Raw genomic sequence first — 24,137 nt, forward strand, 5'->3', positions numbered from 1 at the left:
GCGACGCCCGGCAGTCGTTGCGAAAGGAGAGGCAGATGGCAGCAGAAACGTTGACAGGCTTGTCGGGCAAGGTCGCGGTAACGAACATCGGGCTACTGCTATCCGGCGACATCGATCAGCCGATTCTCGACGCGAACACGCTGGTGATCGACGACGGCGTGATCGTCGCGATTGGCCGGGAGAAAGACTGCGACCTCGAAGGCGCGCGGACCACGGTCGATTGCAAAGGCACCACGGTCGCGCCCGGCCTGATCGACTCGCACGTGCATCCGGTTTTCGGCGACTGGACGCCGCGCCAGAATCAGATGGGCTGGATCGAATCGAATCTGAACGGCGGCGTGACGACGATGATCTCGGCCGGCGAAGTGCATTTACCCGGTCGCCCGAAAGACATCGTCGGCGTGAAAGCGCTGGCCATTACCGCGCAACGCTCGTTCGAAGGCATGCGCGGCGCGGGGGTGGGTGGCGGCGTGAAGGTCATGGCGGGCGCGCCGGTGATCGAGAAGGGCATGGTCGAGGAAGACTTCAAGGAACTCTCGGAAGCGGGCGTGAAGCTGCTCGGCGAAGTCGGACTCGGCAGTGTGAAGGGCGGCGAGGAAGCCGCGCGGATGGTGGCGTGGGCGCGCAAGTACGGCATTCAAAGCACGATTCACACAGGTGGTCCGTCGATTCCGGGTTCGGGGCTGATCGATCGCGACGTGGTGCTTGCGGCCGACGCCGACGTGATCGGCCACGTCAACGGCGGGCATACCTCGCTGTCTTACCGGCACGTGTGCGATCTGTGCGAGCAATCGAGCCGCGCGCTGGAAATCGTCCACAACGGCAACGAACGGATCGCCTTGCTGACCGCGCGTCATGCGATCGAATTGAAGTGTCCGCACCGCATTATTCTCGGCACGGATAGTCCGGCCGGTTCCGGCGTACAGCCGCTTGGCATTCTGCGGATGATCGCGCTGATTTCGAGTCTCGCGGATGTACCCGCGGAAATCGCCTTCTGCTTCGCGACCGGCAACACCGCACGTCAACGCAATCTGCGCCAGGGTTTGATCGAAGTGGGCCGCCCGGCCGATCTCGTGTTCATGGACCGCGCGCAACACACGGCCGCCGACACGCTGCTCGAAAGTGTGCAACTCGGCGATATTCCCGGCGTCGGCATGGTGATGATCGACGGCCTGATTCGCTGCCGGCGCAGCCGCAACACGCCGCCGGCCACCGAAGTGCCGGTGGTGCTGTGAGCGCGCGCCGCTCCGTCCGGCCGTCACGATCATGAACCGCCAGACGCCGCTGACGCTGAACGTGAACGGCGCGACGCATCGCGTCGCCGCAGCGGCGGACACGCCGTTGTTGTACCTGCTGCGCAACGACCTCGCGCTGAACGGGCCGAAATTCGGCTGTGGTCTCGGCGAATGCGGCGCCTGTACGGTGCTGCTCGACGGCGTGCCGACGCGTGCCTGCGTGACCACCGCGAAGGTCGCGTTGGGCCGCGAAATCACCACGCTCGAAGGACTCGGCACTCGGACGGCGCTGCATCCCGTGCAGCAGGCGTTTATCGAGGAACAGGCCGCGCAGTGCGGCTATTGCCTCAACGGCATGATCATGACCGCCAAGGCTTTGCTCGACCGCGATCCGCATCCGAGCGTCGACACGATTTGCCGCGAACTGTCGCGCAATCTGTGCCGCTGCGGCACGCATGTCGAGATTGTGCGTGCGGTGCAGCGCGCCGCCGAGTTGCTGGCGGCGCAGGCCACCACGCAATCGGCGGTGCATGAAGGTGGGCGCGCATGACCGGGCCGGATTTCAGCGTCGATCGACGCGCCGCGCCGCCTTCGCGTCAGCAGCTATATGACGCGGGCAGCGTGCTGATCGTCACGCGGCCGCCGCTGGCGCCGGTGAAGCCGGCCATCGGCCAGCCGGGATCGCGTTCGTCGTTCGTGCCGACCGAGGCGGACATGTTCCTCGTGGTGCGCGACGACGGCAGCGTGGTCGCGTTCAACGGGCACGTCGACCTGGGCACCGGCATCGGCACGGCGCTCGCGCAGATCGTCGCGGAAGAACTGGATGTGCCGTTGACGCGCGTGTCGATCGTGCTCGGACATACGGGCGAAGCGCCGAATCAGGGGCCGACGATTGCCAGCGCCACGATTCAGATTTCCGCCGTACCGTTGCGACACGCGGCGGCGCAGGCGCGGCACTATTTGCTGAAGGAGGCGGCCGAACGCCTGAAGGTCGACGTGGCGCGACTCGATGTGCGCGACGGCGTGGTGTTTCAGCGCGGCGATGACGCAAGAGCGCAAGGCTTCGTGAGCTATGCCGATCTGGTTGGCGGCAAACGCGTCGAACTGCAACTCGCCACCGACGCGCCGTTGAAGTCCCCCGACGACTACAAGATCGTCGGCAAGAGCATGCCGCGTGTCGATATTCCCGCGAAGGCAACCGGCGAATTGAGTTTCGTGCATGACGTGCGCCTACCCGGCATGCTGCACGGTCGTATGGTGCGGCCGCCCTATGCGGGCATTGCGCAGGGCGACTTCATGGGTCATAGCCTGTTGCAGGTCGACGAGCGCCCGCTCAGCGATTTGCCCGGCATCGTCAAGGTGGTGGTGATTCGCGATTTCGTCGGCATCGTGGCGGAGCGCGAGGAAGTCGCGCAACAGGCGGTTAAGCGGCTCGACGTGCGCTGGAAAACGGTGGAGGGTTTGCCGCCGCTCGACACCAGCGAGCAGGTGGAAGCCGCGCTGCGCGCGAATCCCGCCAAACGGCGCGATCTACTGATCGAGGGCGACGTGGATGCCGCGCTCGCGCAAGATCCGGCTCGCACGCTGGAAAGAACGTACGTATGGCCGTTTCAGATGCATGCGTCGATTGGTCCGTCGTGCGCGGTGGCCGACTATCGCGAGGGCGCATTAAAGGTTTGGTCGGGCACGCAGAATCCGCATTCGCTGCGCGCCGATCTCGCGCTGCTGATGGCCATGGACGAAGCGCACATCGAGATCGTGCGCATGGAGGCGGCCGGTTGCTACGGCCGCAATTGCGCGGACGACGTCGCCGCCGACGCCGCGTTACTCTCGCGTGCCACCGGCAGTCCGGTGCGCGTGCAACTATCGCGCGAAGACGAGCATGCGTGGGAACCGAAGGGCGCCGCGCAATTGATGGACGTGCGCGGCGCGTTGAACGCCCAGGGTGAGTTGGCGGCGTACGATTTCGCGACGCGTTATCCCTCGAACGACGCGCCGACTTTGGCGCTGTTACTCACCGGCACGATTTCCGCGCAGCCGCAGGTGTTCGAAATGGGCGACCGCACGGCCGTGCCGCCGTACGATTACCGCGCCATGCGGATCGTCTGTGACGACATGCCACCGATCGTGCGAGCGTCATGGCTGCGGGGCGTGTCCGCGTTGCCGAACACGTTCGCGCACGAGTCCTTTATCGACGAACTCGCGGAGCAGGCGGGCGTTGATCCGGTGGCGTTTCGTTTGCAGCATCTCACCGATCCGCGCGCTATCGATCTGGTCAATGCGGTGGCTGGGAAAGCGGGTTGGGAGCCGCGCAACACGTCTGATAACCCCGCTGCAAACCTGGAAGCGAAAGAACAAGGCGACATCGTCCGAGGCCGCGGTTTCGCTTATGCCCGCTACGTGCACAGCAAATTTCCTGGCTTCGGCGCGGCGTGGTCCGCGTGGGTCGCCGACATCGAAGTGAATCGCAAGAGCGGCGAACTTGCGGTGACGCGCGTGGTGGTCGGCCAGGACACCGGCACGATGGTCAATCCCGACGGCGTGCGCCATCAGATTCACGGCAACGTGATTCAGGCGACCAGCCGTGCGTTGAAAGAACGCGTGACGTTCGGCGAGAACGCGGTAACGAGTCAGGAGTGGGGGGCGTATCCGATCCTGACGTTCCGTGAAGTGCCGGTGATCGACGTGGTGATGATGCCGCGTCACGGCGAGCCGCCGATGGGCGCGGGCGAATCCGCGTCGCTGCCCGGCGCGGCCGCGATTGCCAACGCGCTGTACGATGCGACGGGCGTGCGCTTTCGCCGGCCGCCGTTCACGCCCGAGACGATCCGTGCGGCGCTCGCCGATGCGCAAGCCGAGGAAGCGAGGGCGCGCAAGAAAAAACGCTGGCGCCTGGGCTTTCTCGGCGCCTTCGCCGCGGGCGCGGCCGGCTGGCTCGGCGCGTTGTCGCTTGCGCCGCATGCCATCGCACCGATCACGCCGCCGCTCGCGAGCGCGTTCGCGCCCGAGCTCGTGGCGCGCGGCAAACTGCTCGCCGCGCTCGGCAATTGCGCGGTGTGCCACACAGCGCACAACAGTGTGCCGAATGCGGGCGGCAAACCGCTCGATACGCCGTTCGGCACGGTCTACAGCACCAACCTCACGCCCGACGGTCAGACGGGCATCGGTAACTGGTCGCTGGAAGCTTTTGTCCGCGCGATGCGGCAAGGCATTAGCCGCGACGGTCACCGGCTTTACCCGGTGTTTCCGTACACGTCGTTCCAGAACACCTCCGACGACGATCTCAAAGCGCTTTACGCTTACCTGATGGCGCAAACGCCGGTTCGCTCGCGTCCACCGGAAACGAAACTGCCGTATCCATTTAGCGTACGGCCGTTGATGACGGCATGGAACGCGCTGTTTCTCGGCCGCACCACTTTCACCGCGAGCGCGACGCAAAGCGCGCAATGGAATCGCGGCGCGTATCTGGTGAACGGGCTCGGCCATTGCAGCGCGTGTCATACGCCGCGCAATGCATTCGGCGCCGAGAAAAGCAGTGCGGCGTTCATGGGCGGCGGCATCGCCGAAGGTTGGGAGGCGCCCGCGCTATCCACACTCTCCACTGCGCCAGTGCCGTGGAGCGAAGACGAACTGTTCAGCTATCTGCGCTACGGTCACGCGCCGCTGCACGGCGTCGCGGCTGGGCCGATGGCGCCGGTCGTCGGCGATCTGGCGGCGCTGCCGGACAGCGATATTCGCGCGATGGCCACCTATCTCGCGTCGCTCAGCCCGTTGGAGCCGAACGCCGATCCGCTCGCGGTGGCGCGTCAATACGAACAGGCCAGTGCGATCAGCGGCGCGCCCGTGGGTCTCGGCGCGCGGCTCTTCGACGGCGCGTGCGCCGCATGCCATCACACCGGCAGCGGGCCGCAACTGTTCGGCGCGCATCCCTCGCTCGCGCTTAACACGAATCTGCACAGCGCAACGCCTGATAACCTGATTCGCGTGATTCTCGACGGCATCGGCTCGCCTGCGCGGCCCGAACTCGGTACGATGCCGGCTTACCGCGACAGTTTCAACGACGCCCAGGTGGCCGAGCTCGTGTCTTTTCTGCGGCAGCAATTCGCCGGTGGCAAGCCGGCCTGGCAGGACGTGGCGACGAGCGTGGCACGCATTCGCGCCACGCCGCCGGCCGAGTGAATGCTTGCCTGATGCTTGCTTGAGCGATTGATAACAACGACCCGTATTCCCGCAATCCTTTTGATAACGGAGAAACGCATGACCACGCGCGCAGGATTCCTCTCTCGCCTCATGGTGCCGACGCTACTGTCGCTCGCCGCGCTGAGCGCGAGCGCCCAGCAGACGATCAAGATCGGTGAAATCAACAGCTACAAGGCGCAGCCCGCCTTTCTCGGGCCTTACAAAAACGGCTGGAATCTCGCGCTCGACCAGGTGAATGCGGCGGGCGGCGTGCTCGGCAAACAACTCGAAGTCGTGTCGCGCGACGACAACGGCAACCCCGGCGACACGATTCGCGTGGCGCAGGAATTGATCGCGCGCGAGCAGGTGCAGTTGCTGTTCGGCGGCTTCCTGTCGAACACGGGTCTCGCGTTGACCGACTTCGCGAAGCAGAAGAAGATTTTCTTCCTCGCCGCCGAGCCGCTGACCGACAAGATCGTCTGGGCCGACGGCAACAAATACACGTACCGTCTGCGTCCTTCCACGTATATGCAGGTGGCGATGCTGGTACCGGAAGCGGCCAAGCTGAAGAAAAAGCGCTGGGCGCTGGTGTATCCGAACTACGAGTACGGTCAGTCGGCGGTGGCGACGTTCAAGAAACTGCTGACGGCCGCGCAGCCTGACGTGCAGTTCGTCGTCGAACAGGCCACGCCGCTCGGCAACGTCGACGCGGGCGCGGTCACCCAGGCGATTGCCGATGCGAAACCGGACGCGATCTTCAACGTGCTGTTCGGCGCCGACCTCGGCAAGTTCGTGCGCGAGGGCAATACGCGTGGACTTTTCAAGGATCGCAGCGTGGTGTCGTTGCTGACGGGCGAACCGGATTATCTGGACCCGCTGGGCGCCGAAGCGCCGACCGGCTGGATCGTGACCGGCTACCCGTGGTATTCGATCGATACGGCGGCCAACAAGAAGTTCGTCGACGCGTATCAGGCCAAGTATCACGACTATCCGAGGTTGGGTTCGGTGGTCGGGTATTCGGCGTTGATGTCGATTGCGGACGGTATCAAGAAGGCCGGTTCGGTCGATCCGGATAAGCTCGCCGCCGCATTCAAGGGACTCGGCGTGGACACGCCGTTCGGGCCGATCACCTACCGCGCGCAGGACAATCAGTCGACCATGGGCGCGTACGTCGGCGTGACGGGCCTGAAGGACGGCAAGGGCGTGATGACGTCGTATCGCTATATCGACGGCGCGAGCGTTCAGCCGTCGGATGCGGAGGTCAAGAAGCTGCGGCCGGCCGACTAAACTCTCTGGCGGCCGCAGTCATGCGCCGCTACTCTTCGGCGTCGTGCTCGATCACAAAACGTTTCAGATAAGCGAGCACGGCGGCTTCGACCGCGCGGTGATCCGCGGTGCTTTTTGAGCCCGCGTTCTCTTCGTCGCCGAACAGGGTGGACGGTGCGTTATGCACATCCACCTCCTGTCCCTCGCGAAACACGCGGATCTCGTGAACGTCTTCCGCGTATTGGGCGATCCAATGCACGCCTTCGATATGCGCGCCTGCACGAACGGTCGGTATTTTCATGAGCGTCTCCGCGGGTCGGACCACGGCGCCGACCCGTGCTGACACCATACGCCGTCCGTCTGGCCGGCGCGAGCCCCGGCGGGCAACTTTCACCCGGATTCACGACGTTTCGGGGCCGCGGCGGTCGCAGCGGCTGCCGCGGCTGCGGCACGGCCGTTGCTGCGTGATGAAAGTCACCATCAACCGGAGGATCGTCATGCCTGAACAGAAAACCCTCAAACGCGCCGAGGCCGACAAACGCGCCGGCAGGGCGTCGAGCACTCAGGCCGGGGAATTCGTCAAGGAACAGATCGACAAGGTGCGCGCCGGCAAGCACGGCGTCAGGTCGGCCAAACAGGCGATTGCGATCGGCCTGTCCGAAGCCCGTCGCGCCGGCGTCGCCGTGAAATCGCCGAAGAAGGGAAGCGCGAGCGAGGCGACGCGCAAGAAAGCCGCGACGGATAACGCCGCCGGCCAGCACAAGCGCGTTGCGAAGAAGAGCGCGGAGTCGACGGCGAAACGCTCGCGCGCCTCCACCAACGCGTTGAAGCGGGAAGGCAGCGCGGGCGCGTCGCGTGCGGCACTGTCGAAGCAGACGAAGTCGGCGGCGGCCCGACGTCCGGCGGCCAGCCGCTCCGCCGCGGCAAAAAAGGCAGCGGCGACGAAAGGCGCGGCGGGACGCTCGGCCGCCGCGAAAAAGGCGGCGCACACGAGGGCTTCACGCGCCCATCACTGAGTGGGCTTGGATGCCTGCCCCGTGGTTGCAAGACGGGCGACAAAAAAAAGGCGGCGCTTTTTCAAGCGCCGCCTTTCTTGCTTTACTGCCCCGTTTTACTGCACCGTCGCCAGCACGTCGCCCACCGTCTTGAAGATGTGCGCGATCTGCTCTTCGTCGATGATGAGCGGCGGCGAGAACGCCAGGATGTCGCCGGTAAAGCGCACCAGCACGCCTGCTTCGAAGCATTTGACGAATGCCTCGTAAGCCCGCGCGCCCGGCGCGCCGTCGCGCGATTCCAGTTCCACGCCCGCGATCATGCCGAGGTTGCGCACGTCCTTAACATGCTTTGCGCCGCGCAGCGAGTGAGCGGCGGCTTCGAACGTCGGCGCCAGCTTGCCGGCGCGTTCGAACAGGCCTTCGCGGCGATACAGGTCGAGCGTGGCGACAGCGGCTGCGGCGGCAACCGGGTGAGCCGAATAGGTATAGCCGTGGAACAGTTCGATCGCGCCCTGCGCGCCGCCGTTGACGATCGTGTCGTGGATCGTGCGGCTCGCCGCCACCGCGCCCATGGGAATCGCGGCGTTGTTAATGGCCTTCGCCATGGTGATCAGGTCCGGCGTCACACCGAAATACTCGCTGGCCGTTGCCTTGCCGATGCGGCCGAAGCCGGTAATCACTTCGTCGAAAATCAGCAGGATGCCGTGCTTCGTGCAGATCTCGCGCAGCTTCTGCAGATAGCCTTGCGGCGGAATCAGCACGCCCGTGGAACCGGCTACCGGCTCGACGATCACAGCCGCAATGGTCGACGCGTCATGCAGCGCGACGATCCGTTCGAGTTCCTCGGCGAGATGCGCGCCCCATGCCGGCTGGCCCTTCGTGTACGCATTGTGTTCGAGGTTATGCGTGTGCGGCAGATGGTCGACCGCCGGCAGCAGCGCGCCGGAGAAGGTCTTGCGATTCGGCGCGATACCGCCGACCGAAATGCCGCCGAAGCCCACGCCATGATAGCCGCGCTCGCGGCCGATCAAGCGTGTGCGCTGGCCTTCGCCGCGCGAACGGTGATAGGCGAGGGCGATCTTCAGCGCGGTGTCGACCGATTCGGAACCCGAGTTCGTGAAGAAAATACGGTCGAGGCCTTCCGGCATCAGTTCGGCGACCTTGGTGGCTGCTTCGAAGGCGAGCGGGTGACCCATCTGGAAGGTCGGCGCGAAATCCAGCGTGGAGAGCTGCTGGGTAATCGCAGCCACGATCTCGTCGCGGCCGTGGCCGGCGTTCACACACCAGAGGCCCGCGCAACCGTCGAGCACTTCACGGCCGTCTGTGGTGCGGTAGTACATGCCCTTGGCCGATTCCAGCAGGCGCGGCGCGGCCTTGAACTGGCGGTTGGCGGTGAAGGGCATCCAGAAGGACGACAGGTCGTCGATGACGGGGCGCGAAGTCATGGGTATCTCCTCGAAGTCGAAGTGGGTCCCCAAGGGCATCCATTGGGGCATGGTGAAACTGTAGCGTCCGCGGTTTAATGGCGGCATAAACAGTTGACGCAGTGTGGCGCTAACTGTATTGGTAGGTTCGCGCTAACTGTGCTAACTGTGTGGCTGGATGGGAGCCTTTCGTCCAACGCATTTCATCCACGTTTCGCCGCTGTGTGCGGCGTGCTTTTGCGTTCTGACCATGATCGAACTTCAACTCGAGCGCGACCGGCGCGCCGCGCCCACGCTCGTCGAGCAGGTGGTGCAGGGCTTCACGCGCGCCATCGAGGCGCAATCGCTGCGCGCGGGCGCGCTGCTGCCGTCGGTGCGGCAACTGGCGCAGAGCCATGAGCTGAGCACCTTCACAGTCACTGAAGCATACAACCGTCTGGTGTCGATGGGGCTGGTGGTCGCAAGGCGCGGTTCCGGCTACCGGGTGGCGGCGCGCGCGCAGTCCGCGCGGGTCGCCGCGACCGACTGGCAGCCGCCGAGCCTCACCGCGACCTGGCTGTTGTCCGACGTATTCGCCGATCATTCGGTGCCGATCAAGGCGGGCGGCGGCTGGCTACCGAACGAGTGGATCAACGAAACCGGTCTACAGCATTCGTTACGCGCGATGAGCCGGGTGCCGGCGGCGCGGCTCGGCGATTACGGGCATCCGTACGGATTCGCGCCGCTGCGCGAGCGGATCGCCGAGCAGCTCGACCGGCGCGGTTTGCCGGTGGATGTGTCCAACGTGCTGCTCACGCAGGGCGCGACCCAAGGGCTGGATCTGATCGTGCGGACGTTGCTGCGCGCGGGCGATGCGGTGATCGTCGAGGATCCGGGCTATTGCAACCTGCTGCAGATTCTCAAGCTCGCGGGGCTGGTGGTGCATGGGGTGCCGCGCACGCCGGCGGGCGTCGATACCGACGTGCTCGAAGCGCTGGTCGCGCAGCACAAGCCGAAGGCGATCTTCGTCAACACCACGCTGCAGAATCCGACCGGCGCGACCTTCGGCATGTCGGCGGCGTTCCGTCTGCTGCAGATCGCCGAGCGTCAGCGTATGTGGGTGATCGAAGACGATGTGAGCCGCGAACTGGCGCCGTCCGGCGCGCCGCTCTTCGCGGCGATGGAAGGTTTGCAGCGCGTGCTGTACGTGAGCGGTTTTTCGAAGACGGTGACGCCGGGGCTGCGCTGCGGCTACGTGGTCGCCGAGCGCGCGGTGTTGCGCGAACTGGCGCGCACGAAGATGGCGGTGGGCTTGACGTCGTCGGAAGCGATCGAACGGATCGTCGACAAGGTGCTGCTGGAAGGGCGCTATGCGCGTCACGTGGAGGCCGTGAACGAGCGTCTTAAGCTCGCGCATGCCACGGTCGAAGAGCGGCTCGATTCGCTGGGTCTGGAGCTGTTCCACCGGCCGCGTGCCGGCCTGTTTCTGTGGGCGCGTCTGCCGATCGAAGCCGAGCGCGCCGGCGAGGTCGCAACAGCGGCGTTAGCGCATGGAATCTGGCTTGCGCCGGGGTCGTACTTCAGGCCCGACGATGCGCCGAGCGCATGGTTCCGCTTCAACGCGCCTTACTCGACCGACGACGCGTTGTGGCGATTTATCGAACGGGTCGGGCGCGGCGCGTTGTAGTGGCCATGACGTTGCTCAGCCTGCGTGGCCGAGCAGCTTCAACGCGATCGGATACAACGACAGCACCAGCAGCAGCGCCATCGCCACATTGAAAATACGCAGGCGCTTCGGGTCCGACAACACTCTGCGCATCGCGGTGCCGAAACCGGCCCACAAGCAGATGCACGGAAAACCGATCACGTAGAAGATCGCGGCCATCGCGACCGCGTTCATGCTGTAGCTCTCGCTGAGATGAATGGTCGTGGCGGCGGTCAGCACCATCATCCATGCTTTCGGATTGACCCACTGAAACGCAATGGCCTCATGAAATTTCATGGGCCGCCGTTCGCCTTTCTTGAGCTTCAATTCGCCCGACGTGCCGATCTTCCACGCCAGATACAGCAGATAGGCGACGCTCGCCACTTCGAGCACCGTGTACAGCACCGGGAAATGGACGAAGGCTTCACCGAGGCCAATGCCGACCGACAGCATCAACAACACGACGCCCAGACTGATCCCGGACAGATGCGGCAACGTGCGGCGAAAACCGAAGTTGACGCCCGAGGCGAGCAGCATCGTGTTGTTCGGACCGGGCGTGATGCTGGTGACGAGCGCGAACAGGATGCCGGCTGGCAGGGCGCTGAGGCTGAGGTAAAACATGGCGTGCTCCGATGTCTGGCGACAAAACTGGCAATAGGACGTCGAAGCATTCTAACGAGGCTTGCCGGTACAGTACCTGTACGGTTTTTCAGATGGTGAGCGGTACGGGTGGCGCTCGATCGATCGGCCGTTTGAACTTGCCACAGCGCGTTTGCCGCGTCGTTCACGTTTCGCGAAAACCCTGAGTGCGCTCACCGACACAGAAAAACAATCGGTCCCCCTGAAAAATATCAACGCCACTAACATCCGAACTGCATCATCCAGATTGAGCGCATACGTGTCAGACAAGCGCCGATAAAAATCATCACACACGTTGATTCACTACACGCTACGGGACCTCATCATGAGCAAGCTCACGAAGTTCATCAAGACTGCCTACAACGCAACCAAAACACCCGCGCTTCCCGAGGACCACACCTGGAGCCAGGCATCGATGGCACAGCAACGTGCCATCGGCGAGGCCGAAGCGGAGAAACTGGAAGCCGGTAAAGAAACCGTCGAACGCGATACGGGCACGTTACCGGGTAACGCAGTCGCTTGAACGGAGGCGGGCCATGTTCACATTCATTGCCCGCGTTTTTCGCAACCGGTCCGCAACGGTCATGACCACGCGCCGCGCCCAATGGGCGGCGGTCAAGGCCGTTGCTGCCCTGTCCGGCGACCACTCGCTGCTCGCGTCGATTGCGGACGCGGAACAGCGGGCGCGCGACGTCATTGCGAATACGTATGGAGCCGAGGCGCTCTCGCAGTTGAGCGAAAAGCAGTCCGACGAGTTATCCGGCGTGGCGCTACGTTTTATCGAAGCGTCGGCGGAATATTCGGTGAGTTTCGAAGTGCATCAGGAACTCGCGCGCATTATCTACAGCCCTGCCTGATTGCCTGGGAGAGCGCCATGAAGCGCACCATGAAGCGCCCCGCGACATGGGCAAACCGTGCCGGCAACACGCTTCTCATGGCGTTCGTCGTGACGGTCGTGGTGCTCTCTCATCCCCTCATCATCGGGCAGGACAGGCTGCGCGGCTAGCCATTCCACGCTCTAGACGACTGGTCTAATTGAGGCCATAATCCGTCGCCTATGAGAGCTAGCCATCCACACATTCGCCGGCACATTCTCGACGCCGGCCGGGCGCTGATTGCGCGTAAGGGTTTTGTCGGCGTCGGTCTGAACGAGATTCTGACCACGGCCGACATCCCGAAAGGGTCGTTCTATCACTACTTCGGGTCAAAGGAAGCGTTCGGCAGCGAGCTGCTGCAACAGTACGTCGCGGATTACGCCGCGCGGCTCGACGCGTTGTTCGGCCAACCCGGCGTCAACGGTCGCGACAAACTGCTCAGCTACTGGTCCGCATGGCAGCAGGAGCAACTCGACCCAAGCGGCGCTGAAAAGTGTCTGGTGGTGAAGCTCAGCGCCGAAGTCGGCGACCTGTCCGACGAGATGCGCATCGTGCTGCGCGACGGTGTCGACCGTTTGATGATGCGCCTGGCGCGGGTGATCGAAGAGGGCAAGGCGGACGGCTCGCTATCGCCGGAGATCCGCGCCAAAGAGGCGGCCGAACTGCTCTATCACATGTGGCTCGGCGCGGCGCTCGTCACCAAGCTGCGCCAGGACGGCAGCGCAATGGCGCAAGCCATGGCCGTGACGCAAAGTGTGCTGCGCGCCCGGTGATTTTGCGGCGTGTCGGGCCGGTGAACACGCCGCCGCCGTATTCCACCTACAAGCACCGGCTCCGTGTCATGCGGAGCCTCAATCGTTGCACGTTCAAGGAGATCGACTTTGCGTAGCGTCATCTATTCCGCTTTCGGCAATCCGGCCGAAGTGCTGCAACTCGCTGAACGTCCCACGCCGAATCCGGGCGCGGGCCAGGTGCGAATCAAAGCGAGTTTGTCGCCGATCCACAATCACGACCTGTGGACCATTCGCGGTCAGTACGGCTACAAGCCGACGCTACCGGCCGTTGGCGGCACCGAAGTCGCAGGTGTGATCGACGCGGTGGGCGAAGGCGTCGCGCAGGTGAAGGTGGGGCAACGCGTGGTGGTGGCCGGTATTCACGAGGCGTGGGCCGACTACGTACTGGCGCCGGCGGCCGCGGTGATTCCGCTGCCGGCCTCGGTCAGCGACGAAGTGGGCTGTCAGTTGATCGCCATGCCGTTGAGCGCGGTGATGTTGCTGGAGTATCTGCAGCTGGAAGCGGGGCAGTGGTTCATCCAGAACACGGCGAATGGCGCGGTAGGGAAGACGCTGGCGATGCTTGCGAATTCACGCGGTATCCATGTCGTGAATCTGGTTCGGCGTGAAGCGGGTATTGCGGAGCTGGCCGAGATCGGCATCGGCAATGCGGTATCGACGGACGGCGACGGCTGGAAGAAACGCGTGCGCGAGTTGATCGGCGAGGCGCCGCTGATGGCGGGTGTCGACTCGGTAGGCGGCGACGCGAGCGGCGACATCTTCGGTCTGCTCGGCGAAAACGGCACGCTGGTGTCGTTCGGTGCGATGTCGAACGAACCGATGCGACTCAGCTCCGGTGACGCGATCTTCAAGCAGGCCACGGTCAAAGGCTTCTGGGCCAGCAAGATTTTCGAGTTGACTTCCGCTGCGGACAAGGCGCGCATGGTCGGCGAACTGATCGGGCTGGCGGCATCCGGCGAGTTGAAGTTGCCGGTGGACGCGGTGTTCGACGTGGAGAACGCGGCGTTGGCGGCCGAGGCGAGCGGGAAAAGCGCACGTAAGGGCAAGGTGCTGTTGCGATTTGCCTGAGGTTGAGCCTGGGCGGCACGGCAGTTGCTGATCCTCGCTGCGATTGGCAACTGCGCGCATGCTTCACTTTTTCTTCCACCTTCCCACTCTAGTCGCCCACATCATGATCGAAGTCCATCACCTCAACGAATCCCGTTCACGTCGCATTACCTGGCTGCTGGAAGAACTCGGCCTCGACTACAAGCTGGTTCAATATCAGCGCAATCCCGACACCCGTCTCGCGCCGCCGGAACTGACGGCGATTCATCCGCTGGGGAAGGCTCCGGTGATTCGCGACGGCGAAACGGTGATTTTCGAGTCCGGCGCGATCGTGGACTATCTGATTCGCCGTTATGGCAACGGACGTCTGAGCCCCGCTTACGACACGCGCGAATACGACCGCTACGCGCAGTTTCTGCACTATGCGGAAGGCTCGGCATGCTGCCGCTGATGTTGAAGGTCTACACCGCACGCTTGGGCGATGGCGCCGCGCCGCTGCAGCCGCGAATCAGCAGTGAGTTGCAGAACCACTTGGGTTTTCTGAATCAGGAGCTCGCCGGTCGCGACTATCTGCTCGGTAACGAATTGTCGGGCGCGGATATCCAGCTTTCTTTCGTCGCGCAGTTGGCGCTGCGGTTTTGCGGACGCGACGCGTTCCCGAACATCACCGCGTTCGTCGACCGCTTCGAGGCGCGGCCCGCGTACCAGCGCGCAATGGAAAAGGCTGGGGCTTAACGGGCCGGGGCTTCCTAACTATCCCGCCGCAGGGTCAAAACCGCGTCGAGGCCGCCGTTCGGCCGGTTTCTGAGCACGAGCGTGCCGCCATGGGCGGCCGCGATACTTCTTGCGATGGTTAGCCCGAGTCCGGTGCCCGTCGCTGCCGCGGTTCCAGCGGCGTTCTGCGCAGCCAGTCTGAAATACGGCTCGAAGACACGTTCGAGCATTGCTTCATCGGCGATACCGGGACCGTTATCGCCGATCACGATCTGTACTTCACCCGCCGTATCGCTGACCCGTATCGACGCTTCCCCGCCGTGGCGGATCGCGTTGTCGACGAGGTTCTGCAAACAACGCTTCAGGTTGCGCGGATAACCGGGAAAGGGACGTAGCGCGTTGCCTTCCACCGTCGCCTCATGGCCCGCTTCGCGCGCATCCGCGGCGATGCTGTCGAGCATGGAATCGAGATCGATGTCGTGACGCGCCTCGGTGATTTCCACGCCCTGCACGGCATCGAGCGTCGCGCGCACCATCGCTTCCATCTCGTCGAGATCGCCACGCAGTCGCTCACGCCATGCCGGATCGGGCAGCATTTCGGCGCGCAAGCGCAGGCGCGTGAGCGGCGAGCGCAGATCGTGCGACACGGCGGTCAGAAAACGCGTGCGTGCGGCGAGGCCGTCGGTCAGTTGCTTCTGCATCGTATTGAACGATTGCGCCGCGGTGCGCACTTCGCGCGGTCCGCTGACCGGAAAGGGCGGACGATAAATATTTCGGCCCAGTGCCTCGGCGGCCTTGGCGAGTTCTCTCAGCGGAAGCACGGCGAAACGCACGGCGACGAGCGCGAGCAGAAACACCGCCGTGAAGCGCACGAAATAAATTCGCAGCAGATAGTCAAGCACCAGCGACCACGGTTGGGTCTGCATGCCGGCTTGTCCTTCGTTGGCCTCGACATCGAGCCAGGGACCGTTCGGCACTTTGATCTGCACATGAAAATCGCCGGTCGGCATGCGTGAATTGAACAGGCTCAGCATGCCGGTGTGGTGACCCGACTCGTCGCGCAGGTGGGCGTCGAGCAGGCGCACGTCGACGGGTTCCCGGAGACGCCGCGCAATCACGCCCGACAACAGATTGCCCACCATGTATTGCGCGATCTGACCTTCCGCGTGTTCAACGGGGGCGGCGACCGGTGCGTCGATCTGTTTAAGCCGATAGCGCTCGTCGCCGAGTTGCCCGATGATCGCGCGGCGCGCGGCGTCGTCGGGTGCGTGTTGCAGGAGCCGCACGGTATCGGCGAGACGGCTCGCAAATAGACGGGCCGGAATTTCGAGCGTGCGGTTGTCGTGAGTCTCGAACCAGATCGTGCTGGTGAACAACTGGCCGCCGAACATGCCGACCACGAGAATCAACACGAGCCGGCCGTATAACGTGTCGGGCCACAGGCGGGTCAATATGCGTGGCAACACGCGTGGTAGCAAATGCCGCTTCATGAACCCGCGCGCCTCACGCTTCATACGCGACATCGGCGACCAGCATATAACCTTCGTTGCGTACCGTGCGGATCACTTCCGCGCGCCGCGCTCTGTCTTTCAGATGTTGGCGCAAGCGGCTGATGCACACGTCGATCGAACGGTCGAGCGGGGTGCGCTCCTTGCCGAATACCTGATCGAGCAAAAACTCGCGCGACAGCGGCCGGTTCGGATGATCGAGCAACGTGCGCAGCGTGCGGTAATCGGAGCCGCCGAGCGACACGACGACGCCTTCCGGCGAGAGCATCTGCTTCATGCGCGTATCGAGCCGCCAGCCGGCGAAGCTGACGAACGCGTTCGCATCCGCGCGCGGCGCCGCCGGCATGGCGCGTGTGCGCCTGAGCACGACCTTGATTTTAGCGACCAGTTCACGCGGGTCGAAGGGCTTGGGCAGGTAATCGTCCGCGCCCATTTCGAGCCCGAGAATCCGGTCGAGCAGGCCGCCGCGCGCACTCAGAATGATGATAGGCACGCTGTGCGTGCGCCGCAGTTCCCGAGTGATGTCGAGGCCGTCTTCGCCGTCGAGCATCAGATCCAGCACGACCAGATCCACCTGCGACGAATGAATGATGCGCTGCATCTCCGCGCCGTTGCCGGCCGTGCTCGCGTCGTAGCCCATCTCGCGCAGATAGTCGCGCAGCAAATGGCGGATGTTGGGATCGTCATCGACGATCAATATGTGGTCCATCGTCAAACTCTTGTTCTGTGCCCCGGGATTCGCCGATGCGCATGGTAGCCGTACTGCGGGTCGGCGTGGAGCGCCGGATGCGGGTCGAACCGTGCCAACACATTCCATTACAAAACAGCGCTTTTTCAACACATCGCCATTACATCGCACCGCTAAAGTGGCGGGCAAATGGCAATCATTCTCATTCACTAACTATATCATGTCGATTTTTCGGAGCTTTGCCCGCCGCGCTCGTTTTGCGCGGCTGAGCGTCGTCGCGGCGGCGATGAGTTCGTCGATCGCACTGGTCGCGACAGTCGGTAGCGCTGACACTTTCGCGGCGTCGGCCACGCCCGCCGCATCGACGCCAATGACGCCCGCCGCATCCAGCACCGTCACCGATCTCGCCGGCCGCACCGTCAGGATTCCCGCCGAGCCGCATCGCATTCTGCTCGGCGAAAGCCGTCTGCTGATGGCGGTCGCGCTGCTCGAAGGCAAACAGCCGCTCACGCGCATTGTCGGCTGGCAAGGCGATTTACCGGCGATGGACCCGCAGACCTTCAACGCGTACGCGCAGACTTTCCCCGGCATCAAGCAGATTCCGCTGATCGGCAAAGCGACCGAAGACAGCATCAGCGACGAGAAAGCGCTGAGCCTGAAACCGGACCTCGCGATTTTCAGCCTCGGCGGTCATGGCCCGAGCCGTTATAACGCCCTCGTCAAGCAACTCGAAGCGACCGGCACGACGGTGGTATTCGTCGATTTCCGGCTGCATCCGCTGCAAAACACGTTGCCGAGTATCAAGCTGCTCGGTGCGGTAATGCATCGCGAGAAGGAAGCCGATGCGTACGCGCAGTTCTATCGACAGCATCTGGCGCGCGTGCAAAGCGTGGTGAACGCGGTGCCGCAGGCGCAACGGCCGAAGGTGTTCGTCGATCTGCTCGCGGGTGTGTGGGACGCGGGGTGCTGCCACACCGCCGGCAACGGCAACTTCGGCGAGTTCATTACGGCGGCCGGCGGCCGCAACATCGCCGCGGGCCTCGTGCCCGGCGTGCTCGGCGACATCAGCATGGAACAGGTGATCGCGGCGCGCCCGGACGTCTACATCGCGACAGGCAGCCGCACGAAAGCGGGCCTCGCGTCGCTGCGTGTCGGAGCGTTGACGAGTGACGCCGACGCGCGCGCCAGTCTCGCGACGCTGGTCGCGCGGCCAGGCTTCGACACGATCAAGGCGATCCACGACGGCCGCGTGCATGGCATCTCGCACAACTACTACGACTCGCCGTACAACATCGTCGCGATTGAGGCTTTCGCGAAATGGTTCTACCCGCAGCAGTTCAAGGACCTCGACGTGCATGCAGCGCAAGCGGAACTGTATCGCCGCTTCCTCGCGGTGCCGCCTGACGGCGCGTACTGGGTCGACGGCACCGCCAGCGTCGCGGCGCTCGCGTCGCACTAGCCGGAGCGGGATCGAGTCGATGTCCACGTTTGTGAATCAGGTTGATCCGCACGGCGCCAGCGTGCGCAGCTACCGGCGTCTTACGCAACGACGCGTGCTATCGCTGGTGGCGCTCGCCGCGTTGATCGTCTGCGCGCTGCTGTTCGATCTGCGCTCCGGTCCGTCGGGTTTGCCGATTGCGTCGCTGTTGCGCACGGTGTTCGATCCGGCCTCCGCCGATCCGGCGACGAGCGTGATCGTCTGGCAGATCCGCTTGCCGTATGCGGTGATGGCGTTGATCGTGGGCGCGTCGCTGGGCCTCTCGGGCGCGGAGATGCAGACCATCCTCAACAATCCGCTTGCGAGTCCGTACACGCTCGGCGTGTCGGCGGCGGCGGCCTTCGGCGCGTCGCTCGCGATCGTGCTCGACATCGCGATTCCGGGCGTGTCCCAAACGTGGATCGTTTCCGCGAATGCCTTCGTGTTCGCGTTGTTGTCCGCGCTGGTACTCGACGGCGTCGCGCGTTGGCGCGGCATGAGCACGGCAGGCGTGGTGCTGATGGGGATCGCGCTGGTGTTCGCGTTTCACGCGCTGGTGTCGCTGATGCAGTTCATCGCCTCGGCGGATGCGCTGCAGGGACTCGTGTTCTGGACGCTGGGTTCGCTCGCTCGCGCCGACTGGACGAAGATCGCCGTGCTGAGCGTGGCGCTCGCGATCGCGTTGCCGATGTCGATGCGCAACGCGTGGACGCTCACCGCGCTGCGCCTCGGCGAGGATCGCGCGGCGAGCTTTGGCATCGACGTGCGACGTTTGCGGCTGGGCACGCTGTTGCGCGTCTCGGTGTTGTCGGCGCTCGCGGTGTCGTTCGTCGGCACCATCGGTTTTGTCGGGCTGATCGCGCCGCATATCGCGCGGACGCTGTTCGGCGAGGACCATCGTTTTTATCTGCCGGGCAGTGCGTTGCTCGGCGCGCTGATGTTGTCGCTGGCGTCGATTGCGTCGAAGCTGATCATTCCGGGCGTGCTGATTCCGGTCGGCATCGTCACGGCCTTGGTGGGCATTCCGCTGTTTCTCGGCATTGTCGTGCGGTCGCAGGGGCAACTCGCATGAGCGGACTGCATATTCACGATCTGAGCGTCAATTACGGACGTCGCCAGGTTCTCGTTTCGCTCGACGCCGGACCGCTGCCGCGCGGTCAGATCACCGCGCTGCTCGGTCCGAACGGCAGCGGCAAATCCACCTTGCTGCGCACGTTGGCGGGTCTCACGCACGCGAGCAGCGGGGCGTTGTCGCTGGATGGCGAGAAGCTCGCGCTGTCGGCTGCGAGCGCGCGCTCGCATAGCGTGGTCTATCTGCCGCAGGCGCTGCCCGCGGGCGTGCGGTTGCAGGTGCTCGAGTCGGTGCTGGTGGCGTGCCGTGCCACGCGCGGCGCGTCGTTGCAGGCGCGCGGTGCGCATCATGGGAACGATATTGCGCACGCGCATGCGGTGTTGCAGCGCCTCGGTATCGACCCGCTCGCTACTCGCTCGCTCGACGAATTGTCCGGCGGACAGCGTCAATTGGTGGGCATCGCGCAGGCGCTAGTTCGCGATCCACAAGTGCTGCTGCTCGACGAGCCGCTCTCCGCGCTCGATCTGAACCATCAGTTTCACGTGATGCAGGTGCTGCGCGACGTGACGCGCGAGCGCGGCATCGTGACCGTCGTCGTGTTGCACGACATCAACGTCGCCATGCGGGCGTGCGATCGCGCGATGTTGCTGCACGACGGCCGCATCGTCCAGTTCGGGCCGCCGCCTGCCGTCGTCACGGCGACGAGTCTGGCTCACGTTTTCGGTGTCGTCGCGCGAATCGAACCGTGCTCGCGCGGACACCATCAAGTGCTGATCGACGGTCTCGCCGATCGCACGGGCATCGCCAGCCGTTAATCGCACGGCCCAGCCAGCCCACTACACAAGCCGTTTGCCGTAGATCGAACGACGCCTTCGTCGAAGGCGCCGCGTCGTTGGACGCGCTTGCGGTTGCAGACATCTTTCGACTGACCAGGGGAAAACAATGAAGAAGGTTCTGATGATTGCCGCGTGCGCGGCGGGGTATGGCGCGGTTCACGCACCGATGGCGCACGCGCAGTCGAGCGTGTCGCTGTACGGCATTATCGATGCGGGCTTGTCTTACACGAACAACCAGAACGGCCACGGCAACGTGCAGGCGGGCAGCGGCAACGTGACGGGCAGCCATTGGGGCTTTCGCGGCCGCGAAGATCTGGGCGGCGGCACCGCGGCGATTTTCCAGCTCGAAAGCGGCTTCAGCGTGATGAACGGCACGCTGCGCCAGGGCGGCCGCATGTTCGGCTATCAGGCGTACACCGGGCTGACGAACAACAGCCTCGGCACGATCACGCTCGGGCGGCAGTACGATTCGGTGGTGGACTATCTGGCGCCGCTTAGTTTCACCGGACATCATCCCGGCGGCAATAATCTGTCCGCGCATCCGTATGACAACGACAATCTGAACAATTCGTTTCGCGCGAACAACTCGCTGAAGTTCGCGAGTAACGACTATGCCGGCCTGCGCTTTGGCGCGTTGTACGGCTTCTCGAACGAAGCCGCGGGTTTCGACGACAACCGTTTGTATAGCTTCGGCGCGTCGTATAACGCGGGTCCGTTGAGTCTCGGCGCCGGTTATCTGCAGGCGAACAACGGCGGCAGCAGCAACACGAACGGCGCGTTGACGCTGACCGATCGTACCTTTATCGCGGCGCGCCAGCGCACCTACGGCGCGGGCGCGAACTACGCGCTCGGCGCGGCGACCTTCGGCTTTGTGTGGACCCGCACGCAACTCGGCGGACTCGCTACGATCAACGGCGCGAACAGTCTCGGCCTCGTGCAGAACGGTCAGGGTGCGAGCTTCAGCAACTACGAAGCGAACGCGATCTATGCATTGACGGCGGCGTTGAGTCTCAACGGCGAGTACACGTACACGTCCGGCGCGTTGTCGAATGCGCACGGCGAGCATCATCCGAAGTGGCATGAAGTGTCGCTGCAGGCGGACTATGCGCTGTCCAAGCGGACCGATGTGTATCTGCAAGGCAGCTATGAACACATCAGCGCCGACGGCTCGGGCCTAACCGCCGATGTCAGCGGCCAGACCGCTTCGTCGACCAACCAGCAGGTCGTCGTGGCGGCGGGTATGCGGCACCGTTTCTAAAGTATTGAGCGTGGCGCGTTCAATGAACGCCGCCACGCTTCGAGACGAAAAAACGACCGCGCGTGTATGATAATAATTCTCATTAGCAAGCTCTGACCTCGGACGCCGTTTCGTCGAACCATGGGTAACCTTTTCATCGTCGCGCTGGCCTGTGCCGGCGCGTTGTTTTTTTATTGCAGCATGCCGGGGCAGCGCTGGTTGCGCGCGCCATTGCCGGCACGTTTGGCACGCTGCGCGGCGGCGGTTTGCGTCGCGTTTTCGATTGGTTTGGCGACTAGCGCCATGGAACCGGCCACGTCGCTGTCGGTAGTCGTCACGACGCTAATGGCGAGTTTGACCGTGTATCCGTTTGTCGGCGCGCTGATCGAACGGACGCGCCTCAGGCGTACCGCACGATGACGCGCGCTGCGACTCACCGGCGTGCTGCCGGTTCGATCGAGCATGGGCTGGTGCTGAAATTCGTGATCGGCATGCTCGGCGGTTTCGGTCTCGCGATCGCGGCGAGCGTGTTGCTCGCACGTTTATCGCCGGGCGGTCTCACCGCAGCCAGCAAATTCCATGTCGCGATGTGGCTCGTGCCGCCGGTCTGGATAGCGGTTGCGTCCGCAACGTTTCTGTTTCGTGGCGTCGTCCGCGCGGTCGCCTGGCTCGCGGTGGCGAACGTAACCGCGTTCGCGCTGGTTCTGCTCTGCCAGCGCGGGCCGGTCTGAGCGCTTCGGCCGTTTATTCCATGAGCGGCGCGCCGCTCGCTTCATCTTTCGTTCAGCATGCGTAGCGATATTCTTCGCGTCTATAAGACCGTTCATACGTGGACCGGCATCGTCGCCGGTCTGCTGCTTTTCATCGCGTTCTACGCGGGCGCGATCACCATGTTCAAGGATTCGCTGAGCGACTGGACTACGCCGCCCGCGGTCGTCGCCACGCCGACGGTGCCGCTCGACCGTGCGGATGCCCTGATCGACCGCACGCTCAGCGCTTATCCGGCGGCGCGCAAGCTGTTCACGCTGACGCTCGTCGATGCGGACCGGGTGCGGCTTTCCTGGCAAGCCGCACCGGGGCAGCGCTGGCAGGCATGGCTCGACGGGCAGGGCGGCTTGCACGCGGCGTCGAGCCGGCCTTCCGACGCGGCGCGGCTCATCGACGCGCTGCATATGACGGGCGGTGTGCCGGGTGGCTACAACGTCGGCGTGAGCGTGATGGGCGTGGTGTCGCTGCTGTACGGACTCGCGCTGGTGTCCGGGGTGATCGTGCTGCTGCCGACGCTGTTGAAGGATCTGTTCGCGTTGCGCATTGGCAAGAACCTGAAGCGGATGTGGCTGGACGCGCACAACGTGGTCGGTATTCTGAGCCTGCCGTTTCATCTGGTGATGGCTTTGTCGGCGGTCGCGTTCGGTCTGGGCGACTATATCTTCGACGTGCAGGACAAGCTGATGTACGAAGGCTCGCTCAAGCCGATGATGACCGCGCAAAACCCGTTCTTCGCGAAGGGGCCGGCTGGGTCGCAGGGGGCGTCCGTGCCCGCGATGCTGCCGCCTGCCCAGTTGCTCGCGAAAGTCCATGAACGCGCCCCGCATTTCGTGCCGACGGCGTTGCGTTACCGCAGCGCGGGAGCAGCCGGCGCGACGGTATTTGTGGCGGGCGACGATGCCGGCTATCTGGCGCGCTACGGCGGCTTCGCGTTGATGGACCCGTTCAGCGGCGCGTTTCTGAACGCACAGTTTCTGCCGGGCGAAGGCAACGGCAACCATTGGTCGGCCTCGACGAGCGCGTTCTATGCGCTGCATTTCGGCAGCTACGGCGGTGCGCCGGTGCGCTGGGGGTATTTCGTGCTCGGGCTCGCAGGCGCGTTCCTGTTCTACTCGGGCAACCTGCTGTGGATCGAAAGCCGCCGCAAGGCGATGCGGCGCGACGGCGTGCCGGTCACGCAACGTCGCGCGACCTTTGTGATGGCGTCGTTGACGGTCGGTGTGACGCTCGGCTGCATCTGCGGTATCTCGGCGACGCTCGCGGCCGGCAAGCTGCTCGCCGGCCATGCGAACAATCTGTCGGGGTGGCATATCGGCATCTACTACACGGCGTTTGTCGCGGCGATCGTCTGGGCGATGTTGCGCGGCGCCGCGCGCGGGTCGGTGGAATTGCTGGCGTTGGCGACGTTGTGCACGGCGGCGATTCCGATGGCGAGTCTGACCGGTTGGCTCGTGCCGTCGAGCGGCTTGTGGTTCTCCACGGACGCCGGCCCGCTCGGCGTCGATCTCGGCGCGGCGCTCGGCGCGCTGTGTTTTGCGTGGATGTGGCGCAAGACGCGTGTGCGTGTCGGGTCGGCGCGGGTGGATAGCGTATGGTCGCTGCCCTCGGGGCGCGCTGCCATGGCGAGTGACGCGGATGACACAGTTGCACCGGTCGACGCAGAGCAACACGGACGCTAACCACCCTCCGCCACATAAAA

General features: G+C 64.3%; 25 protein-coding genes. 19 read left to right on the top strand and 6 right to left on the bottom strand.

What is annotated here, in order from left to right:
* The first annotated feature begins 35 nt into the window (after nucleotides 1-35).
* The 4 genes from B0G83_RS02275 (at nucleotide 36) to B0G83_RS02290 (ending at nucleotide 6,701) form a co-directional block, all read left to right on the top strand.
* Nucleotides 36-1,235, top strand: a complete 1,200-nt coding sequence (locus tag B0G83_RS02275) for an amidohydrolase family protein (RefSeq protein ID WP_105505795.1) — start codon at nucleotides 36-38, stop codon at nucleotides 1,233-1,235.
* A gap of 31 nt (nucleotides 1,236-1,266) precedes the next feature.
* Entirely contained in the window at nucleotides 1,267-1,785 is a 519-nt protein-coding gene (locus B0G83_RS02280) for a (2Fe-2S)-binding protein (RefSeq protein WP_105505796.1), read from the top strand.
* The gene (locus B0G83_RS02285; protein WP_105505797.1) at nucleotides 1,782-5,414 is read left to right on the top strand and encodes a molybdopterin cofactor-binding domain-containing protein; all 3,633 of its coding nucleotides are present in this window, start codon (nucleotides 1,782-1,784) and stop codon (nucleotides 5,412-5,414) included. The genes B0G83_RS02280 and B0G83_RS02285 overlap by 4 nt, the downstream gene beginning before the upstream one ends.
* Before the next feature lie 78 nt (nucleotides 5,415-5,492).
* Nucleotides 5,493-6,701, top strand: coding sequence for an ABC transporter substrate-binding protein (locus B0G83_RS02290; protein WP_105505798.1), 1,209 nt, complete (start codon nucleotides 5,493-5,495; stop codon nucleotides 6,699-6,701).
* A 28-nt stretch (nucleotides 6,702-6,729) separates the two neighbouring features.
* Here the strand turns inward: B0G83_RS02290 and B0G83_RS02295 are convergent, their stop codons facing one another.
* Nucleotides 6,730-6,981, bottom strand: coding sequence for a hypothetical protein (locus B0G83_RS02295; protein ID WP_105506546.1), 252 nt, complete (start codon nucleotides 6,979-6,981; stop codon nucleotides 6,730-6,732).
* Nucleotides 6,982-7,177: 196 nt separating this feature from the next.
* Here B0G83_RS02295 and B0G83_RS02300 point away from each other — a divergent pair, with 196 nt between their 5' ends.
* Nucleotides 7,178-7,696 carry a DUF6496 domain-containing protein gene (locus tag B0G83_RS02300; RefSeq protein ID WP_105505799.1) on the top strand — a complete coding sequence of 173 codons (519 nt, stop codon included), beginning with the start codon at nucleotides 7,178-7,180 and terminating at the stop codon, nucleotides 7,694-7,696.
* A 95-nt stretch (nucleotides 7,697-7,791) separates the two neighbouring features.
* On the opposite strand, the gene B0G83_RS02305 is transcribed toward B0G83_RS02300, so the two are convergent.
* Entirely contained in the window at nucleotides 7,792-9,120 is a 1,329-nt protein-coding gene (locus tag B0G83_RS02305) for an aspartate aminotransferase family protein (RefSeq protein ID WP_105505800.1), read from the bottom strand.
* A 229-nt stretch (nucleotides 9,121-9,349) separates the two neighbouring features.
* On the opposite strand from B0G83_RS02305, the gene B0G83_RS02310 reads away from it, so the two are divergent.
* On the top strand, nucleotides 9,350-10,765 hold the full coding sequence (locus tag B0G83_RS02310; protein WP_105505801.1) for a PLP-dependent aminotransferase family protein: 1,416 nt from the start codon (nucleotides 9,350-9,352) through the stop codon (nucleotides 10,763-10,765).
* Between the two features lie 15 nt (nucleotides 10,766-10,780).
* Here the strand turns inward: B0G83_RS02310 and B0G83_RS02315 are convergent, their stop codons facing one another.
* Complete coding sequence (locus tag B0G83_RS02315) at nucleotides 10,781-11,404, bottom strand: LysE family translocator (RefSeq protein ID WP_105505802.1); 624 nt, start codon at nucleotides 11,402-11,404, stop codon at nucleotides 10,781-10,783.
* Nucleotides 11,405-11,747: 343 nt separating this feature from the next.
* Between B0G83_RS02315 and B0G83_RS02320 the strand changes: the two genes are divergently transcribed.
* The 7 genes from B0G83_RS02320 to B0G83_RS39435 all read left to right on the top strand — a co-directional run bounded on the left by B0G83_RS02320 (nucleotide 11,748) and on the right by B0G83_RS39435 (nucleotide 14,873).
* The gene (locus tag B0G83_RS02320) at nucleotides 11,748-11,945 is read left to right on the top strand and encodes a hypothetical protein (RefSeq protein WP_105505803.1); all 198 of its coding nucleotides are present in this window, start codon (nucleotides 11,748-11,750) and stop codon (nucleotides 11,943-11,945) included.
* A gap of 13 nt (nucleotides 11,946-11,958) precedes the next feature.
* Nucleotides 11,959-12,279: a hypothetical protein gene (locus B0G83_RS02325; RefSeq protein ID WP_105505804.1), complete on the top strand. Its 321-nt coding sequence runs from the start codon at nucleotides 11,959-11,961 to the stop codon at nucleotides 12,277-12,279.
* A 17-nt stretch (nucleotides 12,280-12,296) separates the two neighbouring features.
* On the top strand, nucleotides 12,297-12,428 hold the full coding sequence (locus B0G83_RS39030) for a hypothetical protein (protein WP_258167648.1): 132 nt from the start codon (nucleotides 12,297-12,299) through the stop codon (nucleotides 12,426-12,428).
* A 51-nt stretch (nucleotides 12,429-12,479) separates the two neighbouring features.
* Complete coding sequence (locus B0G83_RS02330; protein WP_105505805.1) at nucleotides 12,480-13,070, top strand: TetR/AcrR family transcriptional regulator; 591 nt, start codon at nucleotides 12,480-12,482, stop codon at nucleotides 13,068-13,070.
* 108 nt (nucleotides 13,071-13,178) lie between these two features.
* Nucleotides 13,179-14,159 carry a zinc-binding dehydrogenase gene (locus tag B0G83_RS02335; RefSeq protein WP_105505806.1) on the top strand — a complete coding sequence of 327 codons (981 nt, stop codon included), beginning with the start codon at nucleotides 13,179-13,181 and terminating at the stop codon, nucleotides 14,157-14,159.
* Nucleotides 14,160-14,217: 58 nt separating this feature from the next.
* Nucleotides 14,218-14,589 (top strand): glutathione S-transferase, encoded by a 372-nt coding sequence (locus B0G83_RS39430; protein WP_308701377.1) that lies wholly within the window; start codon nucleotides 14,218-14,220, stop codon nucleotides 14,587-14,589.
* Nucleotides 14,577-14,873 (top strand): glutathione binding-like protein, encoded by a 297-nt coding sequence (locus B0G83_RS39435; RefSeq protein ID WP_308701378.1) that lies wholly within the window; start codon nucleotides 14,577-14,579, stop codon nucleotides 14,871-14,873. Before B0G83_RS39430 ends, B0G83_RS39435 begins: the two co-directional genes overlap by 13 nt.
* 14 nt (nucleotides 14,874-14,887) lie before the next feature.
* On the opposite strand, the gene B0G83_RS02345 is transcribed toward B0G83_RS39435, so the two are convergent.
* Both B0G83_RS02345 and B0G83_RS02350 read right to left on the bottom strand, forming a co-directional pair.
* Nucleotides 14,888-16,342 carry an ATP-binding protein gene (locus B0G83_RS02345; protein WP_258167649.1) on the bottom strand — a complete coding sequence of 485 codons (1,455 nt, stop codon included), beginning with the start codon at nucleotides 16,340-16,342 and terminating at the stop codon, nucleotides 14,888-14,890.
* A 13-nt stretch (nucleotides 16,343-16,355) separates the two neighbouring features.
* Entirely contained in the window at nucleotides 16,356-17,069 is a 714-nt protein-coding gene (locus B0G83_RS02350) for a response regulator (protein WP_105505807.1), read from the bottom strand.
* Nucleotides 17,070-17,334: 265 nt separating this feature from the next.
* Here B0G83_RS02350 and B0G83_RS02355 point away from each other — a divergent pair, with 265 nt between their 5' ends.
* The 4 genes from B0G83_RS02355 to B0G83_RS02370 all read left to right on the top strand — a co-directional run bounded on the left by B0G83_RS02355 (nucleotide 17,335) and on the right by B0G83_RS02370 (nucleotide 21,691).
* Nucleotides 17,335-18,507 (top strand): ABC transporter substrate-binding protein, encoded by a 1,173-nt coding sequence (locus tag B0G83_RS02355; protein WP_258167650.1) that lies wholly within the window; start codon nucleotides 17,335-17,337, stop codon nucleotides 18,505-18,507.
* A gap of 19 nt (nucleotides 18,508-18,526) precedes the next feature.
* Nucleotides 18,527-19,597, top strand: a complete 1,071-nt coding sequence (locus B0G83_RS02360; protein WP_105505809.1) for an iron ABC transporter permease — start codon at nucleotides 18,527-18,529, stop codon at nucleotides 19,595-19,597.
* Nucleotides 19,594-20,412, top strand: coding sequence for an ABC transporter ATP-binding protein (locus B0G83_RS02365; protein ID WP_105505810.1), 819 nt, complete (start codon nucleotides 19,594-19,596; stop codon nucleotides 20,410-20,412). The genes B0G83_RS02360 and B0G83_RS02365 overlap by 4 nt, the downstream gene beginning before the upstream one ends.
* Before the next feature lie 127 nt (nucleotides 20,413-20,539).
* A complete protein-coding gene (locus tag B0G83_RS02370; RefSeq protein WP_105505811.1) occupies nucleotides 20,540-21,691 on the top strand; it encodes a porin in 1,152 nt (383 codons plus the stop codon).
* A 170-nt stretch (nucleotides 21,692-21,861) separates the two neighbouring features.
* Here the strand turns inward: B0G83_RS02370 and B0G83_RS38460 are convergent, their stop codons facing one another.
* Nucleotides 21,862-22,134, bottom strand: coding sequence for a hypothetical protein (locus B0G83_RS38460; protein ID WP_181156730.1), 273 nt, complete (start codon nucleotides 22,132-22,134; stop codon nucleotides 21,862-21,864).
* Between the two features lie 6 nt (nucleotides 22,135-22,140).
* Here B0G83_RS38460 and B0G83_RS02380 point away from each other — a divergent pair, with 6 nt between their 5' ends.
* Both B0G83_RS02380 and B0G83_RS02385 read left to right on the top strand, forming a co-directional pair.
* A complete protein-coding gene (locus tag B0G83_RS02380) occupies nucleotides 22,141-22,401 on the top strand; it encodes a hypothetical protein (RefSeq protein ID WP_258167651.1) in 261 nt (86 codons plus the stop codon).
* A gap of 57 nt (nucleotides 22,402-22,458) precedes the next feature.
* Entirely contained in the window at nucleotides 22,459-24,117 is a 1,659-nt protein-coding gene (locus B0G83_RS02385) for a PepSY domain-containing protein (protein ID WP_105505814.1), read from the top strand.
* Nucleotides 24,118-24,137 lie beyond the last annotated feature (20 nt).

The organism is Paraburkholderia sp. BL21I4N1 (genome assembly GCF_002973525.1).
Lineage (GTDB): Bacteria > Pseudomonadota > Gammaproteobacteria > Burkholderiales > Burkholderiaceae > Paraburkholderia.

Coding starts and splice junctions, on each gene's coding strand:
- B0G83_RS02275 (WP_105505795.1), top strand. CDS start 36: ATGGCAGCAGAAACGTTGACAGGCTTGTCGGGCAAGGTCGCGGTAACG.
- B0G83_RS02280 (WP_105505796.1), top strand. CDS start 1,267: ATGAACCGCCAGACGCCGCTGACGCTGAACGTGAACGGCGCGACGCAT.
- B0G83_RS02285 (WP_105505797.1), top strand. CDS start 1,782: ATGACCGGGCCGGATTTCAGCGTCGATCGACGCGCCGCGCCGCCTTCG.
- B0G83_RS02290 (WP_105505798.1), top strand. CDS start 5,493: ATGACCACGCGCGCAGGATTCCTCTCTCGCCTCATGGTGCCGACGCTA.
- B0G83_RS02295 (WP_105506546.1), bottom strand. CDS start 6,981: ATGAAAATACCGACCGTTCGTGCAGGCGCGCATATCGAAGGCGTGCAT.
- B0G83_RS02300 (WP_105505799.1), top strand. CDS start 7,178: ATGCCTGAACAGAAAACCCTCAAACGCGCCGAGGCCGACAAACGCGCC.
- B0G83_RS02305 (WP_105505800.1), bottom strand. CDS start 9,120: ATGACTTCGCGCCCCGTCATCGACGACCTGTCGTCCTTCTGGATGCCC.
- B0G83_RS02310 (WP_105505801.1), top strand. CDS start 9,350: ATGATCGAACTTCAACTCGAGCGCGACCGGCGCGCCGCGCCCACGCTC.
- B0G83_RS02315 (WP_105505802.1), bottom strand. CDS start 11,404: ATGTTTTACCTCAGCCTCAGCGCCCTGCCAGCCGGCATCCTGTTCGCG.
- B0G83_RS02320 (WP_105505803.1), top strand. CDS start 11,748: ATGAGCAAGCTCACGAAGTTCATCAAGACTGCCTACAACGCAACCAAA.
- B0G83_RS02325 (WP_105505804.1), top strand. CDS start 11,959: ATGTTCACATTCATTGCCCGCGTTTTTCGCAACCGGTCCGCAACGGTC.
- B0G83_RS39030 (WP_258167648.1), top strand. CDS start 12,297: ATGAAGCGCACCATGAAGCGCCCCGCGACATGGGCAAACCGTGCCGGC.
- B0G83_RS02330 (WP_105505805.1), top strand. CDS start 12,480: ATGAGAGCTAGCCATCCACACATTCGCCGGCACATTCTCGACGCCGGC.
- B0G83_RS39430 (WP_308701377.1), top strand. CDS start 14,218: ATGCTTCACTTTTTCTTCCACCTTCCCACTCTAGTCGCCCACATCATG.
- B0G83_RS39435 (WP_308701378.1), top strand. CDS start 14,577: ATGCTGCCGCTGATGTTGAAGGTCTACACCGCACGCTTGGGCGATGGC.
- B0G83_RS02345 (WP_258167649.1), bottom strand. CDS start 16,342: ATGAAGCGGCATTTGCTACCACGCGTGTTGCCACGCATATTGACCCGC.
- B0G83_RS02350 (WP_105505807.1), bottom strand. CDS start 17,069: ATGGACCACATATTGATCGTCGATGACGATCCCAACATCCGCCATTTG.
- B0G83_RS02355 (WP_258167650.1), top strand. CDS start 17,335: ATGAGTTCGTCGATCGCACTGGTCGCGACAGTCGGTAGCGCTGACACT.
- B0G83_RS02360 (WP_105505809.1), top strand. CDS start 18,527: ATGTCCACGTTTGTGAATCAGGTTGATCCGCACGGCGCCAGCGTGCGC.
- B0G83_RS02365 (WP_105505810.1), top strand. CDS start 19,594: ATGAGCGGACTGCATATTCACGATCTGAGCGTCAATTACGGACGTCGC.
- B0G83_RS02370 (WP_105505811.1), top strand. CDS start 20,540: ATGAAGAAGGTTCTGATGATTGCCGCGTGCGCGGCGGGGTATGGCGCG.
- B0G83_RS38460 (WP_181156730.1), bottom strand. CDS start 22,134: ATGCTCGATCGAACCGGCAGCACGCCGGTGAGTCGCAGCGCGCGTCAT.
- B0G83_RS02385 (WP_105505814.1), top strand. CDS start 22,459: ATGCGTAGCGATATTCTTCGCGTCTATAAGACCGTTCATACGTGGACC.